Genomic DNA, 15,080 nt, shown 5'->3' with positions numbered 1-15,080 from the left:
ATTAGGATTTTTGAATTCTGTTATAGGTCTGGTGAACCATATCCAGTAAGGTTAACAATTGCTGCCACTGGGCATCTCCAGTCCCATTAGCAGTTTGCTGTTCCGTGGTTAAACGGTCTTTTAGATGCTTAAATAAATCATTAACTGAGGCCTCCTCAGAGGAATTGTCTGTCTCGTACCGACCCTCCTCTGAATCATCATCTTCTCCAGAATCGGCTGAGTCTTCGTGAATATCCTGGGCTGTTTCTGCCAAGGTTAGGGCCCGTTGAGCAATATTTTCAGGGAGTTTAGGACGTTCTCCTAAAGCAACCCGAGACAATTCTAGTAATAGTTGACGCACCTGTTCAATCCATTGGCTTTTTTCAGATTGCCAACCTGTTTTGGCAACTTTTTGCTGAATATTCTGGGCTTTTTGGGCTAAAGGTAAGGCTTGAGTGGAAACACTATCAGGTAATTTAGGAGTATCTGCCAAAGAAGCGCGGGCGACTTCAATTAAGAAATCATGGACTTGCTTGACCCACTGAAGATCGGATAATTGTGAACTTACTCTAGGCATATTTTAAACTCTTGGATTTTTTACTCATAAATTGTGGAACATCAATACACAGTCCGCCATTATTCTCCGCAGGTTGCACTTCGTCTAAGGTGGGGGTTTTTGGGTAGATCAGTTCAAATAAATGTTTTCAGGGTTCGATTTTTTCAATCCCTGACATTAATCTAAAACCCAGTTTATCAAAAAACAACTGATTGAGCAGATCGTATTGTTAAGAAACAAAGGTTTTAGTCTACAATAATTTAGATATTCAGCGAACTACTGAGCTTTGAACCTTCAGTGATTTCAGGCGATTCCGCAATTTATAGCCCTAAACCCATCGAACCCATTCCCCCACCCCTTGCCACCCCTCAAGATGCGTTAACGGCTCTCTCAGAGGGGATTGCGCTCCTGATTGACTTGGCACAACGGGGAGAAATTGATCCTTGGGATGTGCAGGTCATTGACGTAATTGATCGTTATTTGAGTAAACTAACCCCCCCAGAGGAATCAAGCTCGAGCAACAATTTTGCCGAGTTGTCCCAGTCGGGTCAGGCGTTTTTGTATGCCTCGATGTTAGTCTTGCTCAAGGCTGATAGTTTAATGGCGACGGAAATCCTCGACCCGAATGCTGGCCCCATGGAAGGGGAAGAATTCCTAGACCCTGAAGATGAGGGAAATGGGATTCAACGCCCCCAACAACTGGAAAAACAAATCCGGCGGCGGGCTGTTGCCAAAATTCCCCAAAAACGGCAAGTGACGTTGCAAGAACTGATTGAACAGTTGCAACTGATGGCCGATACCATTGCCGCCCAAAAAGCCCGTCCCCGTCCCCGCGCCAACAACGCTAAAAGCAGAGCCACTACCGCCAAGGCGATCGCTGAATTAGCCCATCAAGAAAATTTAGTTGAAATGGCGGCACAGGTCGAACAGCTTTTGAATTCAGGATCACAACAGATTCCAGAATGGTTTGATTTGGAGCAGTTACTAGGTCTGTGGTTGGAGATGAAGCAACCGGAACAGGCTCCGTCCCCGGAAGAAACCCCGATTCAGCATGGCCCCAATCATGATCGGGTGGGGGTGTTTTGGGCATTATTATTATTATCGGCCCAATCTAAAGTGGAACTCGCTCAAGAGGAATTTTACCAAGACCTGAAGGTTCGTTCTTTAACAGAACCACCTACAAAGTCTTGAAATCGTGTAAGTTGAAGTTTTCTGGAATCCTACGGATTAAGCAACATGAACCTTGATAGGCTATTAATTGATGAATAGACTCAAAACTCAGATTGTAGAATAGAGCAGTTATGCTGTATCAGTGCTTGGTGCATACAAGGCATTTAGCGATTCTGATTAGTCAGTTGAATTTGAGTGGATAATTTTAAACATAGCTTAGGGTTGTGAGGAAGTGAATATGAAAGCCATGATTCTGGCGGCTGGAAAAGGAACTCGTATCCGTCCAATTACTTATACCATTCCTAAACCTTTAATTCCGATCCTGCAAAAACCGGTGATGGAATTTTTGGTGGAATTACTACGAACACACGGTTTTGATCAAATTATGGTCAATGTCAGTCATTTAGCTAATGAAATTGAAAACTATTTTCGTGATGGTCAAAAGTTTGGCGTTCATATTGCCTATTCTTTTGAAGGACGAATTGAAGACGGAAATTTAATTGGAGAAGCATTAGGTTCGGCGGGAGGGATGAAAAGAATTCAAGACTTTAATCCCTTTTTTGATGATACTTTTGTGGTTTTATGTGGCGATGCGTTAATTGATTTAGATTTAGCCGCAGCCGTAAAATGGCATAGAGAAAAGGGAGCCATTGCCACCATTGTGATGAAATCTGTTCCTAAAGAGCAAGTTTCTAGTTATGGAGTTGTGGTAACTGATGAAACAGGCCGGATTAAAGCCTTCCAAGAAAAACCCTCGGTGAATGAAGCCCTCAGTACAGATATTAATACGGGGATTTATATTTTTGAGCCAGAGATTTTTAAATATATTCCTTCCGGGTGTGAATATGATATTGGTAGTGAATTATTTCCCCATTTAGTTGAAATTGGAGCCCCATTTTATGGGATTTCTATGGATTTTGAATGGGTGGATATTGGGAAAGTCCCTGACTATTGGCAAGCAATTCGCAGTGTGCTGTTAGGATATATTAAAAATGTTTCTATCCCTGGTCAACAGGTGCGCCCTGGCATATATACGGGGCTGAATGTAGCGGTGAATTGGGATAAAGTTAATATCCAAGGCCCGGTTTATATTGGGGGGATGACTCGAATTGAAGACGGAGCGACGATTATTGGCCCGACAATGATTGGCCCGAATTGCTGGGTTTGCAGCGATGCCTATGTGGACAATAGTGTGATTTTTGAATATTCCCGTTTGGGGCCGGGAGTGCGTTTAGTTGATAAATTGGTATTTGGGCGCTATTGTGTGGACAAGCTGGGGGCTTCTATTGATGTCCAAGCGGCAGCCCTGGATTGGTTGATTACGGATACCCGTCAAGTTTTTCATAACCAATCTTCTGAACGACAAGCGATCGTTGATTTATTAGGTAATACTTAATCTAAGCGGTGTCGGTGTTCGGTTTTCCGGCTCCGTTACCCGCCACCCTTCTCAATATTAATCCTCAACAAAAACTACTGATGTCTTCTTTGACTTGCGATCAATCTAAGTTTATTGTTGCCGAACCTGGTGCATCTTACTATCAGAATGATTCGGATAATTCTGCTTTTAGTTCAGAATGGTTTATTGAAGTATTAGTTGATGTTCCTTATGGTTTTAATACGGAAGAACAAGAGGAACAAAAACTATTTACTTATCGCGTTCCTCAAGATTTAATTGTCAAACCTGGAGATATTGTTAGTGTTCCCTTTGGGAATCAACAATTAGGAGGAATTGTGATCCGGTTGATGGATCAAGTTCCTTCTGATTTACCGGAAAGTAGAGTTAAAGCTGTTGAAGATATTATTTGTAATGGTTTCTTCCCTTCAACCTATTGGCAACTATTACAGCAAGTTTCTAATTATTATCAAACTCCCTTAATTCAAGTTATTCGGACGGCGTTACCCCCAGGATTATTAGGAAAAAGTCAACGTCGTATCCGTTTAATTCCTGAAACACTCCCAAAGGATGCTCAATTATTTTTAAATCCGGCTGCTGCTTCTATCTTAAAAATCTTACAATCTTCAGTTACCGGAGATTTTACTTGGAAATATTTAAAACAAAATGTGATTAATCCCCAACGGGGTTTAAAAGATTTATTACAAAGAAAATGGATCGAAAGTTATTTAGAACCCCCTAGTCCTCCCCGTCCCAAATTAAAACAGGCGGTTACGTTAGTTGATGATATTGTTCCTTTAGATTTAACCTCTCGTCAACAGGAAGTTTTAATTCTTGTGATTAAAGTTCTCAAGCAACAAGGAGGAGAACTATGGTTTAATGATTTAATTAAAATTTGTAGTACCAGTTCTAGTCTGTTAAAAACTTTAGCCGAAAAAGGCTGTATTGTAATTACTGAAAGGGAAGTTTTAAGACAGGAACAAGGTATTTTTCAAACCTCCGATCAGCCTAAAATATTAAATCAATATCAAACGGAATCTTTACAAGCAATTAACAGTTTATCCAGTTATGCTCAAGTATTATTACACGGGGTTACAGGTTCAGGAAAAACAGAGGTTTATTTACAAGCGATCGCACCCATTCTAACTCAAGGAAAATCAGCCTTAATATTAGTTCCTGAAATTGGCTTAACTCCCCAATTAACTGACCGATTTCGCGCCCGTTTTGGCGAACAAGTCTTTGTCTATCATAGCGCTCTTTCCGAGGGAGAACGTTATGATACTTGGCGGAATATGACCCTCGGTTTACCCCAAATTATTATTGGAACTCGTTCAGCTATTTTCGCACCTTTACCGAAATTAGGATTAATTATTTTAGATGAAGAACATGATAGCAGTTTCAAACAAGATCAACCTTCTCCCTGTTATCATGCCCGAAAAGTTGCCCAATGGCGGGCGGAATTAGAAAATTGTCCCTTAATTTTAGGATCAGCAACTCCCTCCTTAGAAAGTTGGTTAGAAATTAAACAAAAAAACCAACAAAATCGGTTTTATTTATCCCTTCCCGAACGTATTCAAGCGCGACCAATGCCGCCTATAAAAATAGTCGATATGCGTCAAGAATTGCGTCAAGGAAATCGATCTATTTTTAGTTATGATTTACAAACCGCCCTACATCAATTAAAAGAAACTCGTCAACAAGGAATATTATTTATTCATCGTCGGGGACATAGTACCTTTGTTTCCTGTCGTAGTTGCGGTTATGTGATGGAATGTCCCCATTGTGATGTTTCCTTAGCTTATCATCATGAACATCCCGACGCCGCCCAACTTTTAAGATGCCATTATTGTAATTATAGTCAACTCTATCCCCAACGTTGTCCTGAGTGTGAATCTCCTTATTTTAAACATTTTGGCAGTGGAACTCAACGGGTTACAGAAGAATTAAATCGGTTATTTCCTGAGTTAAAATGTATTCGGTTTGATAGTGATACTACCTCCCGAAAAAATGCCCATCGCACCCTATTAACTCAGTTCGCTAATGGCGAAGCGGATTTATTAGTCGGAACTCAAATGTTAACTAAAGGATTAGATTTAGAGTCCGTTAGTTTAGTCGGAATTGTATCAGCAGATGGGTTATTACATTTATCAGATTATCGCGCCAGTGAACGGGCTTTTCAAACCTTAGTCCAAGTCGCAGGACGGGCGGGGCGAGGGAATGATCCTGGGCGAGTAATTTTACAAACCTATACCCCCGAACATCCGGTGATTCAAGCGGTACAACGTCATGATTATGAGTCTTTTGTTGCTACGGAATTACAACAGCGACAGGAGTTAAATTATCCCCCCTATGGTCGTTTAATATTATTACGTTTAAGTAGTTTTAATCAGCAAGATGTTGAACAAACCGCCCAAAGATTAGCAGAATTTTTATTAGAAAATAATCCTAATTCTGACTTTGAATTATTGGGCCCGGCTCCGGCTCCGATTCTTAGGGTTGCTAATCGTTATCGGTGGCAAATTTTAATTAAAACTACTCAAGATTCTTCTATGATTTTACCTAAATTTTATGAGTTTAATTCTGGTTCTGTCTATATTAATATCGATATTGACCCTCTACATTTGTAAAGGATTAAGACTGAGCCATCTAAATGGGTATATCCTGTAAGGAATTAGCTGGAACAGTTAAAGAAATATATACTCTTTTTCACTCCAATCATGATATAATATAATAGGACAGAATTTAAGTCAATTATGTAAATTTAAAATTTTGTCAACTAATCCATGTCAAATTGTATTGAACAAATCCGTTAGAATGAGAATATAAATTATTAGAATTTATAATTTTAGAGACCTGAAATTAAACCTATTTTTTGAATTAAAATGCACAGAATTGCAGCCACACCCGGCGGATGGAACCCCGATACAGACGGAGTGATTTTTATTGAACAAACCCCCGCACCAATTATTTTTTTAACGGCGGCGGATACGGATATTCAAACCTTGGCCACGGTGGTATCCAAACTTCCGGCTGATTTTCCGGCGTTGCGGGTAACTAATTTATTACAATTACAACAACAATTAACCATTGATACCTACGCAGAAACTGTTTTAGAAAAAGCCCAAGTTATTATTTTAAGACTGTTAGGAGGACGTTCCTATTGGTCGTATGGATTAGAAGTTTTACAAGACATTTTTGCTAAAACTAAAACTCAATTAATTATCCTTCCGGGTGAAGATCGTCCCGACCCTGACTTAATTAGTCATTCAACGGTATCGTTATCAATTGTTGATCAAGTTTGGCGATATTTAACTGAAGCCGGAGTTGATAATTTTGCCAATGCTCTGTTATTAATTGGCAATCATATTTTTAATAAAAATTATCCGATTATTCCGCCAGTTACGATTCCAAAAGTGGGTTATTATCAGTGGAATCAATCGGCAAAATCCGATGATTATAGCGCTGGGGTGGGGATTCTATTTTATCGCGCTCATTACTTATCTGGAAATTTAGATCCGATTGATTCTTTATGTCAAGCATTAGTTGAATATCAGTTAAAACCTATTCCTATTTTTGTTTCTTCTCTACGAGATCCCGACATACAAACGGAAGTTTTAAACTATTTTAATTCTAATATTCAATTATTAATTAATACCACCAGTTTTTCGATTTCTTCGACTTCAGAAGATAGTAGTCAACCCCCATTATTTTCCTTGGATATTCCAGTATTACAAGTAATTTTAAGTGGGGGAAGTTTAGAACAATGGGAAAATAATTTTATGGGACTTTCCCCCAGGGATATTGCGATGAATGTCGCGTTACCCGAAGTGGATGGACGAATTATTAGTCGGGTGATTTCTTTTAAAGCTATTGAAAATTGGCATCCTACCTTAGAAACCAATGTTGTTAGATATGTGGCGGTGCAAAATCGGATTAAATTTGTCGCCGAGTTAGCCAAAAATTGGATTAATTTACAACAGAAACCCCCATCAAAACGAAACATTGCGATTATTTTAGCTAACTATCCCTGTCGAGATGGACGCTTAGGAAATGGAGTGGGTTTGGATACGCCAGCCAGTTGTATTGAAATTCTAAAAGCCTTAGAAGAAGCGGGATATTTCCTAGAAAATTCTCCTGAAACCGGAGAAGAATTAATTGATCAATTAACATCAGGAATTACCAATGACCCGGAAGGTTGGGAGTTGCGATCTATTGATCAAAGTTTATCCTTTGCAGACTATCAAGACTATTTTTTAACCTTACCCCTAGCCATTCAAACTGCTATTAATAACCGATGGAAAGATCATTTTCAAGAGGAACAAAAGACCGCTAAAGGCTTTGCTATTTCAGGGATTCAACGGGGAAATATTTTTATCGGGATACAACCTTCTCGGGGCTATGATCTTGATCCTAACTTAAATTATCATGCCCCGGATTTAGAACCCACACCGGATTATTTGGCGTTTTATTATTGGTTGCGATCGCAATTTCAAGCCGATGCAATTATTCATTTAGGAAAACATGGGAATTTGGAATGGTTGCCGGGTAAAAGTGTAGGATTATCAGAAAACTGTTATCCTGAAATAGCGTTAGGTGCATTGCCGAATTTTTATCCATTTATTGTTAATGATCCAGGGGAGGGAACCCAAGCTAAACGTCGTTCTCAAGCGGTAATTTTAGACCATTTAACCCCTCCTTTAACCCGTGCGGAATTATATGGATCATTACAACAGTTAGAAGGGTTAATGGATGAATATTATCAAGCTCAAAGTTTAGATCCCTCGCGGTTATCGTTAATTTCAGAAAGAATTATTCAGTTAATTCAACAGGAAAATTTAGAGGAAGAATTGGGTTTACCCAAACTTAATAAACAGGCAGTTTTAAAGGATCAAGGTTCTATCTTTAGTGAATTAGATCGCTATTTATGTGAGTTAAAAGAGGCACAAATTCGGGATGGATTACATATTTTTGGGCAATGTCCCCAGGGTGAACAATTAAGGGATTTAATTATTTCGATCGCTCGTCATCCTGACAATAAACGATTGGGTTTAACTCGCGCGATCGCAGAAGATTGGCAGTTAGACTTTGATCCTTTAACATCAGATTATGGGGAAATTATTAATCAAACTATTAATCATCAATTCTGTCGAACTGTTGGGGATGGGGTGGCAGTTATTGAAGAATATGCGATTAATTTAATTGAAGAATTACCCCCCCTAACCCCCCCTTGCCAAGTGGGGGAACAAGAGTTTTTAACTTCTACTTTTGTTGAAGAATTACCCCCCCTAGCCCCCCCTTGCCAAGTGGGGGAACAAGAGTTTTTAATAACAATTCCAGTTCCCCCCATTACCAAGGGGGGGTTAGGGGGGGTCAAATCTACAGAATTAATCCAAAGGGAATTAAACTGGATTCAGAATAAATTATTACCCAATTTATTGAGAACTTCCGAAGAAATTACCAATCTATTAAAAGGTTTAGACGGTCGATTTATCAAGAGTGGTGCATCGGGGGCGCCAACAAGAGGAAAACCCGATGTTTTACCCACCGGACGTAATTTTTATTCCGTTGATATTCGGGCTATTCCTACAGAAACTGCTTGGAGAGTTGGGGAATTAGCCGCATCTGTATTAATTGAACGTTATACCCAAGAAAATGGCGAATATCCCCGCACTTTAGGATTATCAGTTTGGGGAACTTCAACAATGCGAACTGGGGGAGATGATATCGCGGAAGCCTTAGCATTATTAGGCGTAAAACCTGTTTGGGATTATCCTTCGCGGCGAGTAGTTGATTTTGAAATATTACCAGTTTCTATTTTAGGTCGTCCCCGGGTGGATGTTACACTAAGGATTTCAGGTTTTTTTAGAGATGCTTTTCCCAATTTAATTGATCTATTTGATCAGGCGGTAATTGCTGTTTCTAATTTAGATGAAACTGAAGATCAAAATCCTTTAGCCGCCAAAGTTCAACAGGAAACCCAATTTTGGATGCAAGAAGGGTTAACAATTGAACAGGCAAATTTGCGATCGCGCTTGAGAATTTTTGGGTCTAAACCCGGCGCTTATGGGGCAGGTTTACAAGGATTAATTGAATCCCAAAACTGGCAAACAGATCAAGATTTAGCAACGGCCTATATTAACTGGAGTAGTTACGCTTATACCAGCACAAATTCTGGCTATCAACAGGGAATTTCTGCGTCAGAAGCCTTTCAAAATCGGTTAGAAAATATGCAAATTGTTCTGCAAAATCAAGATAACCGAGAACATGATTTATTAGATTCCGATGACTATTATCAATTTCAAGGAGGAATGACCGTTGCGGTTAGAACCTTGACGGGAGAGAATCCTCAGATTTATTTCGGAGATAATGCTATTCCTGAAAACCCAAAAGTTAAACTTTTAAAAGAAGAAATTTCTCAGGTATATCGTTCCCGGGTTATTAACCCTAAATGGATAGCTGGAGTCATGCGACATGGCTATAAAGGAGCTTTTGAGCTATCAGCAACCGTTGATTTTTTATTCGCCTATGATGTTACCGCCAATTGTGTTGAAGATTTCATGTATGAAGGGGTGGCAAATGCTTATATTTTCGATCAGAAAGTACAACAATTTATTCAAGAAAAAAATCCTTGGGCGTTACGCGATATGGCAGAAAGATTATTAGAAGCCCATCAACGCCAATTCTGGCAAACAGCGAGTCAAAATATGATTGAACAGTTGAGGGCAATTGTTCATGAAGCCGAGGGAATAATTGAAGGGAAAACTTAGGAATGAAAAATCAATAAATGGATTAATTAGTGAGTTAATGTACGGCTCGATAGTTCCATGTAACAAATTCATCACTCCATTGAGAAAAGCTTGGACTTGCATCTAGTTTAACGACTTTTCCGCGACCGACTGTACTCGTTGCTTTGTGTTTTAAGATGTTGTTGGGGGGTTTGTTAGGCAAAGTTATTGACTCAAAAGCTTTTTTAGAATTCATAAAAATTGTTACTCTTAGTAAAAGATAGGAAAATGTATCAACAATTCTATGTTAGAATCAATAACATCAGTTTTATTTAAACACGATCTTCCCTAGCTATGCCTTCTAGTACAATTACATTTTAACCAGCAACCTTTCCTTGCATCCCACATTAAGCTAATGGGCTAGACACTATGGCTGACGGGCTTATCCTTGCTTTTACTACACAGAGTCTTTCTTTGGCAGTACAATAGCAGGCAGAACGAGGACAAGATGCTGATGATATCGCATGAGCCTTTGGATTCGTATAGCGATCATGTTGAGTTAAAATTCGGCATAGAGAGGACAATATGGCTAAACTTACTACAGAGCAACTCATCTATCTACTTTATGCCCGTGCATATACCGCAAAAGATACGGTAACAAAAGGCACGGTCAAGTCCTATTTGGCGAGGGAGTGGAAGGAGAAAGCAGATCAAATCTATGATGCCTTACAAACACAGGAACTAATTAAGCAAGCGAGTAAAGGGCGTTTTTACGTGACCGAGCAAGGTTTACAAGCTCTTGTCACTAATTTAGCTACTACCGATTACGAATTTAGTTCTGTTAAAGGGCCTAAAGTATTAAACACTTTATTGATTTGTATTAAACAGGCTGCTAATTTTCATTCTCAAGTTAATTCTTTTGATCAAATGAGTTTTGATGAATTTCTGGAGAAATTCAAAATGCTTTACCTTAAAGTGAGGCAGAAGCAGGAACTCAGGGGTGTCGTTGCTATTCATAGCAAAGAAATTTGCGATGAGTTTATGGAAATAAACCCTATTTCACCAAAAAAATTAAGTCAATATTTTGATTTGCTTAAGTCAAACGGTAACATTTTTGCTGTAGATGAAAAAGGTCAGGAATTAATTCAATGGGTGGAATAAAATATGCCTGAAGATGCCGGAAAAAAGAAATTTATCAAAGACTTCCTTCAAAGAGTTAAAGCAGGTGAAGGATTTATTGAAGATATTTGGATTGAGCGTGTTGTTAGACTTCCAGGCTCAACAGGTGAGGGATCTACTGCACCAAGTTTATCTGGAAGACCAATTAGTAATATTACTGAACTACTTGAAGACGATCTTCGGCATACTTTCGATGACGGATATTTTACTTTTAGATTTGTTGCAGCTTTAGTAGGAAGTGGTAAAACTTCTTTGCTCACTTATTTACACGAATTAACTAAGGCTAAATTAACTTACGAAAGTTTTTCTGTTGCCCGCCGTTTTCAACTCTCTGATTTACTGATGACAGGTGGAAATCAGGGTTTTACTGTAAAATTGTATTGTTACATTCTAGCTCAAACTTTTTGGGAATTATTGAATAGTTCATCTCAACAAATCAAAGATATAGCAAGGAACATACTCAATGATTATCTAGAGCAATCTGAAGTTGCCCAATTAACATCAGCAACTAAGTTCATGCCCTTTCGTTCTAAGTTTAGTAGCTACTTTGCTAAAATTGAAGTGGTTTTTGAAGAATTCTTTTTTGAAGTAATTAATCAAATATCAAGGATAGAACCACGATTTACTTTTGCCTACTTAATTGATGAATTAGATTCATTGCAAAACTATCCTAATGAGCTTCAGGAAACAAGATCTCTTATAAAAGCTTTAATTAAGAGAGCATCTCAACAATTTCGTTCAAAAATTCGTCTTCTGATTTATCTTGTTGGAACATCAAATAATATAGAGAGTTTCATTAATGAAGATTCTGTGATAGAAAGCCTCGTTGGAAATTCAGTTATTAATCTAAACAAAGGATACGGAAATGAATTTGAAATGATCAGAGCTAAAATTGATGCACGTATAGAAGGAGCTTTTAAAGGATATAAAAATTTTTCTCAAGCATGGCAGGAAATCCAGAATATACCGTTGAATCCGGCTCAAAACTTGAGAAGCTTTTGTAAAGAATACGCGACAGCAGTTCTAGAGATACATGAAAAGCATTTTAGAGAAGAATCTGAAAAAGGTTTTGAAGGAAATGCACGTGATTTAGTAAAAGCGCAATGTGAGCATAAGTGGCAAACCCATCTCAAAAACAAATCATATACTTTATCTTCAGTTTCCACGACAACTGTACTTCAAGGTCACGCTTTCGATTGTTATATACAATTAGATCACAACAATACCTGTGTTGCTAGAGCCTTTGGCGAAGCGAAAAACTATGAACTTTTAAGTAGTCATCTAGAAACTTTTAATCAATGGTTGGAAGATGTGAAATTTAGACCTTTAACTACTGATGGTACACCACCTGATCTTGCCTTTATAATTGCTCCTTCGTCTCCTTCTCTTTTGCAGCGAAAACTAGAGCTTAAAAACATCTGTTTTATACAGTCTGATAAGGTAATTACTCCACCCATTCCTACTAAATGTGTGGATATTAATACTGCTGAAAAAGATTTAAAGGTAATTACTCCACCCATTCCTACTAAATGTGTGGATATTAATACTGCTGAAAAAGATTTAATCGTTAATGCTTTTCACGGAACTAGAATGAGAGAAACAAAAATCGATAAGTTGATGCAACTTAGAATGAGTAAATTTTATAAAAATTTGGATGAACTAGCCACTGATTTAAAATTGACTCAAAATGCCAAGCGAAAACTACAAAAAAAGGTTGATGAGGGAGAGATTTGCTTCCTTATGAAAGCACCCAGTACATAAGCGGAAGCTAATAGAAATATTATCTACGAAACTCCATCCCTAAAGGTGGCGATTAGTTTTTGATTGCGTGCGATCGCATAACACCAATGCTATTAACTCTTACACTGATAAATGAGCAAGGGCGGGAGAACCCCACCCCTACAGATTAAACAACGTGGCTAAATTCCAAACGCCGTTCTTGTAACAAATCTCGATAGAGATGTTCCAACTGAGTGATATTTTGACTCAGGGTATAGCGTTCTAAAACCCGTTGACGGGCTTTTTGACCCACCAGGGGGATCATTTCAGGATGATCTCGCAATAGCGGTAACAGAGTTCGTAGTTGGGAAGTCACGCCCTCGGTCTTCATAATAATTCCCGCGCCGCCTTCCATCACTTCCCCATCCGCCCCCGCATCCGTCGCCACGCAAGCCGTACCGCAGGACATCGCCTCTAATAACGAGATCGATAACCCCTCCACCATCGACGGTAAAACAAAAACATCCGCCCCCCGCAAAATTTCAATCCGTCGGTCTTCATCCCCGATGAACCCAAACCAGATAATCCCATCTTCTGGCCCATAGGAGGCCTGGAGAGAGGGGGCTAATGGCCCATCACCAACGATGACCAATAGACAACCTGGCCCCATGTCCGACTTCTTCCAGGCTTTGAGTAGTGACTCTACGTTCTTTTCCGTAGCCAAACGGCCTTGATAAACAAAAACCCGTTCCGCCCCTAATTCCTCCTTAAAGCTCGATGGCCCAGGAGAATATTTCGACCCATCGACTCCATTAGGAATCACCGCTACCCTGTGTTTTTCGACTCCTAGACGGTTTAACATCTCCCGTTGGACTTGGGAAAAGACAATCACACGGTCATAGTTTGCTAAAAAAGGCGCGTAAATTTGATAGGTTAAATGTTGTGTCCCCGATTGGAAATTCCGCAATTTGTGGTAGAAGGGCGTATGAAAGGTCGCCACCAGGGGGATATTCAGTTCTGCACAAATTTCAGGTAAGACAAAATCCAACGGTGAAAGAGTCAGGGACGCATGAACCAAATCGGGTTTCAACCGTTTTAGGGATTTGGTTAAGACTTTACTAGAACTGAGGGTGGGAATTGTATAGACTTGAGACTTATACAGACAGGGTAAAGACACCTCCTGAGTCATGGGAAAGGGTGTCACCTTGCCATTTTTGTCCTCGGTAGAGATTTTCCAGTTACCGTTTTCCAGTTGCCATTCTGGGTTGCGGTCGTTCGTTCCTTCCTGAGCAAAGTGCAGAAAGCTGACTCGATGGCCCCGGTCTAACAGGGCGTTAGTGATTTCCCGGGAATAGGTAACGTTACCGCAAAAGGGTGATTTTTTTCCAAGCCAAGCAATGTGCATTCAAGTGATTTGGAATTTATTAAAATGGGTTTGATGAGCATGACTTTACCACGATTACCGCGTTCTGTCCTTAGATTAGTCCTTATATCTTAGATCGGTCACTTCATCCTATATCGCAGGGAATAGGAAACCGGATTACTGCTTTTGGGTTCAATATCCCGGTCATTGTATTGCGTTTTGTGAAAAATATTAAAATGAAGGTGCGATCGCCTGGTAAGATCAACTGTTGATTTTTACAAACAGTCAATATTTACACCCGTTAAATTTGGAGGAATAATGGACGCAATTACAAGTTTTTTGAGCAATATCAACTTTGAGCTTATTGCACAGTTGACAATGTTAGGTCTGATTGTGGTTGCTGGCCCGGCAGTCATTATCTTACTAGCTTTTCGTGGCGGCGATCTCTAATCAAGAGGATGGAGACGTTGGTGGCAACGTCTCTAGCTAATTTTAATCTTGAATATAATCAGACCCAGAAATTAGGGCGATTTCCGCCCGCACAAATTCCCGTCCCAGATACAACGCATGATCTAAACAACTAATAGGACAGGGTTGGGTTTCTTCAGTAATTTTAATCCCTAATTCCTTAGCGGTTTTTCCAGTAAAAATAGCCGTAGGTTCGCGCTTTAAACTCCCAGTACAAGGGAAAGGTTCTCCGGTTTCAGGATCAACAGCTAATCCTTTTTCATTGATAGCATTGGTATAGTGTTCGGCATAAATTAATCTCGCTTCTCGATCAATATAAACAATAAAATATCCCGCCGGATCAAGATGAATAAAACGATTAGAAAGCTGATCGTCTAAAGCGGCGAGTGCTTTGGTGTTAGCAGTAGTTGTAGGTCGAGGAGACACGGTATTGTTAATGAAATGATAAATTAAGCTGTCTATAGTTTATCTCATTTTCCGCCTAAATTTTCATCAAACCCCGTAGGGGCGGGTTCGAGTCAACCTAGA

Annotated in this window: 11 protein-coding genes; 7 read left to right on the top strand and 4 right to left on the bottom strand. The window is 39.4% G+C overall.

Annotated elements, in window-relative coordinates; all coding sequences use genetic code 11:
• Position 1: 1 nt before the first annotated feature.
• Positions 2-556, bottom strand: coding sequence for a hypothetical protein (locus NMG86_RS20410; protein WP_026785364.1), 555 nt, complete (start codon positions 554-556; stop codon positions 2-4).
• Between the two features lie 324 nt (positions 557-880).
• Here NMG86_RS20410 and NMG86_RS20405 point away from each other — a divergent pair, with 324 nt between their 5' ends.
• The 4 genes from NMG86_RS20405 to cobN all read left to right on the top strand — a co-directional run bounded on the left by NMG86_RS20405 (position 881) and on the right by cobN (position 9,865).
• Positions 881-1,726: a segregation/condensation protein A gene (locus tag NMG86_RS20405; RefSeq protein ID WP_026785365.1), complete on the top strand. Its 846-nt coding sequence runs from the start codon at positions 881-883 to the stop codon at positions 1,724-1,726.
• Positions 1,727-1,943: 217 nt separating this feature from the next.
• Positions 1,944-3,101: a nucleotidyltransferase family protein gene (locus NMG86_RS20400; RefSeq protein ID WP_026785366.1), complete on the top strand. Its 1,158-nt coding sequence runs from the start codon at positions 1,944-1,946 to the stop codon at positions 3,099-3,101.
• A gap of 80 nt (positions 3,102-3,181) precedes the next feature.
• Complete coding sequence (priA, locus tag NMG86_RS20395) at positions 3,182-5,725, top strand: primosomal protein N' (RefSeq protein ID WP_026796383.1); 2,544 nt, start codon at positions 3,182-3,184, stop codon at positions 5,723-5,725.
• 255 nt (positions 5,726-5,980) lie between these two features.
• Positions 5,981-9,865 carry a cobaltochelatase subunit CobN gene (cobN, locus tag NMG86_RS20390; RefSeq protein WP_026796382.1) on the top strand — a complete coding sequence of 1,295 codons (3,885 nt, stop codon included), beginning with the start codon at positions 5,981-5,983 and terminating at the stop codon, positions 9,863-9,865.
• Positions 9,866-9,899: 34 nt separating this feature from the next.
• Here cobN and NMG86_RS20385 read toward each other — a convergent pair whose 3' ends face one another.
• Complete coding sequence (locus NMG86_RS20385) at positions 9,900-10,079, bottom strand: hypothetical protein (protein ID WP_087882097.1); 180 nt, start codon at positions 10,077-10,079, stop codon at positions 9,900-9,902.
• Positions 10,080-10,408: 329 nt separating this feature from the next.
• On the opposite strand from NMG86_RS20385, the gene NMG86_RS20380 reads away from it, so the two are divergent.
• Both NMG86_RS20380 and NMG86_RS20375 read left to right on the top strand, forming a co-directional pair.
• Positions 10,409-10,984 carry a hypothetical protein gene (locus tag NMG86_RS20380; protein WP_026796381.1) on the top strand — a complete coding sequence of 192 codons (576 nt, stop codon included), beginning with the start codon at positions 10,409-10,411 and terminating at the stop codon, positions 10,982-10,984.
• Positions 10,985-10,987: 3 nt separating this feature from the next.
• Positions 10,988-12,763, top strand: a complete 1,776-nt coding sequence (locus NMG86_RS20375; protein ID WP_026796380.1) for a hypothetical protein — start codon at positions 10,988-10,990, stop codon at positions 12,761-12,763.
• 145 nt (positions 12,764-12,908) lie between these two features.
• Here NMG86_RS20375 and NMG86_RS20370 read toward each other — a convergent pair whose 3' ends face one another.
• Positions 12,909-14,126 (bottom strand): glycosyltransferase family 4 protein, encoded by a 1,218-nt coding sequence (locus NMG86_RS20370; protein ID WP_026796379.1) that lies wholly within the window; start codon positions 14,124-14,126, stop codon positions 12,909-12,911.
• 276 nt (positions 14,127-14,402) lie between these two features.
• On the opposite strand from NMG86_RS20370, the gene psb30 reads away from it, so the two are divergent.
• Positions 14,403-14,534, top strand: a complete 132-nt coding sequence (gene psb30, locus NMG86_RS20365; RefSeq protein WP_026796378.1) for a photosystem II reaction center protein Ycf12/Psb30 — start codon at positions 14,403-14,405, stop codon at positions 14,532-14,534.
• A gap of 42 nt (positions 14,535-14,576) precedes the next feature.
• Here psb30 and NMG86_RS20360 read toward each other — a convergent pair whose 3' ends face one another.
• The gene (locus tag NMG86_RS20360; RefSeq protein WP_026785373.1) at positions 14,577-14,978 is read right to left on the bottom strand and encodes a DUF4346 domain-containing protein; all 402 of its coding nucleotides are present in this window, start codon (positions 14,976-14,978) and stop codon (positions 14,577-14,579) included.
• Positions 14,979-15,080 lie beyond the last annotated feature (102 nt).

This window comes from Planktothrix rubescens CCAP 1459/22, from assembly GCA_904830895.1.
GTDB classification, from domain to species: domain Bacteria; phylum Cyanobacteriota; class Cyanobacteriia; order Cyanobacteriales; family Microcoleaceae; genus Planktothrix; species Planktothrix agardhii.
This window is presented reverse-complemented; position numbering and strand designations above follow the sequence as displayed.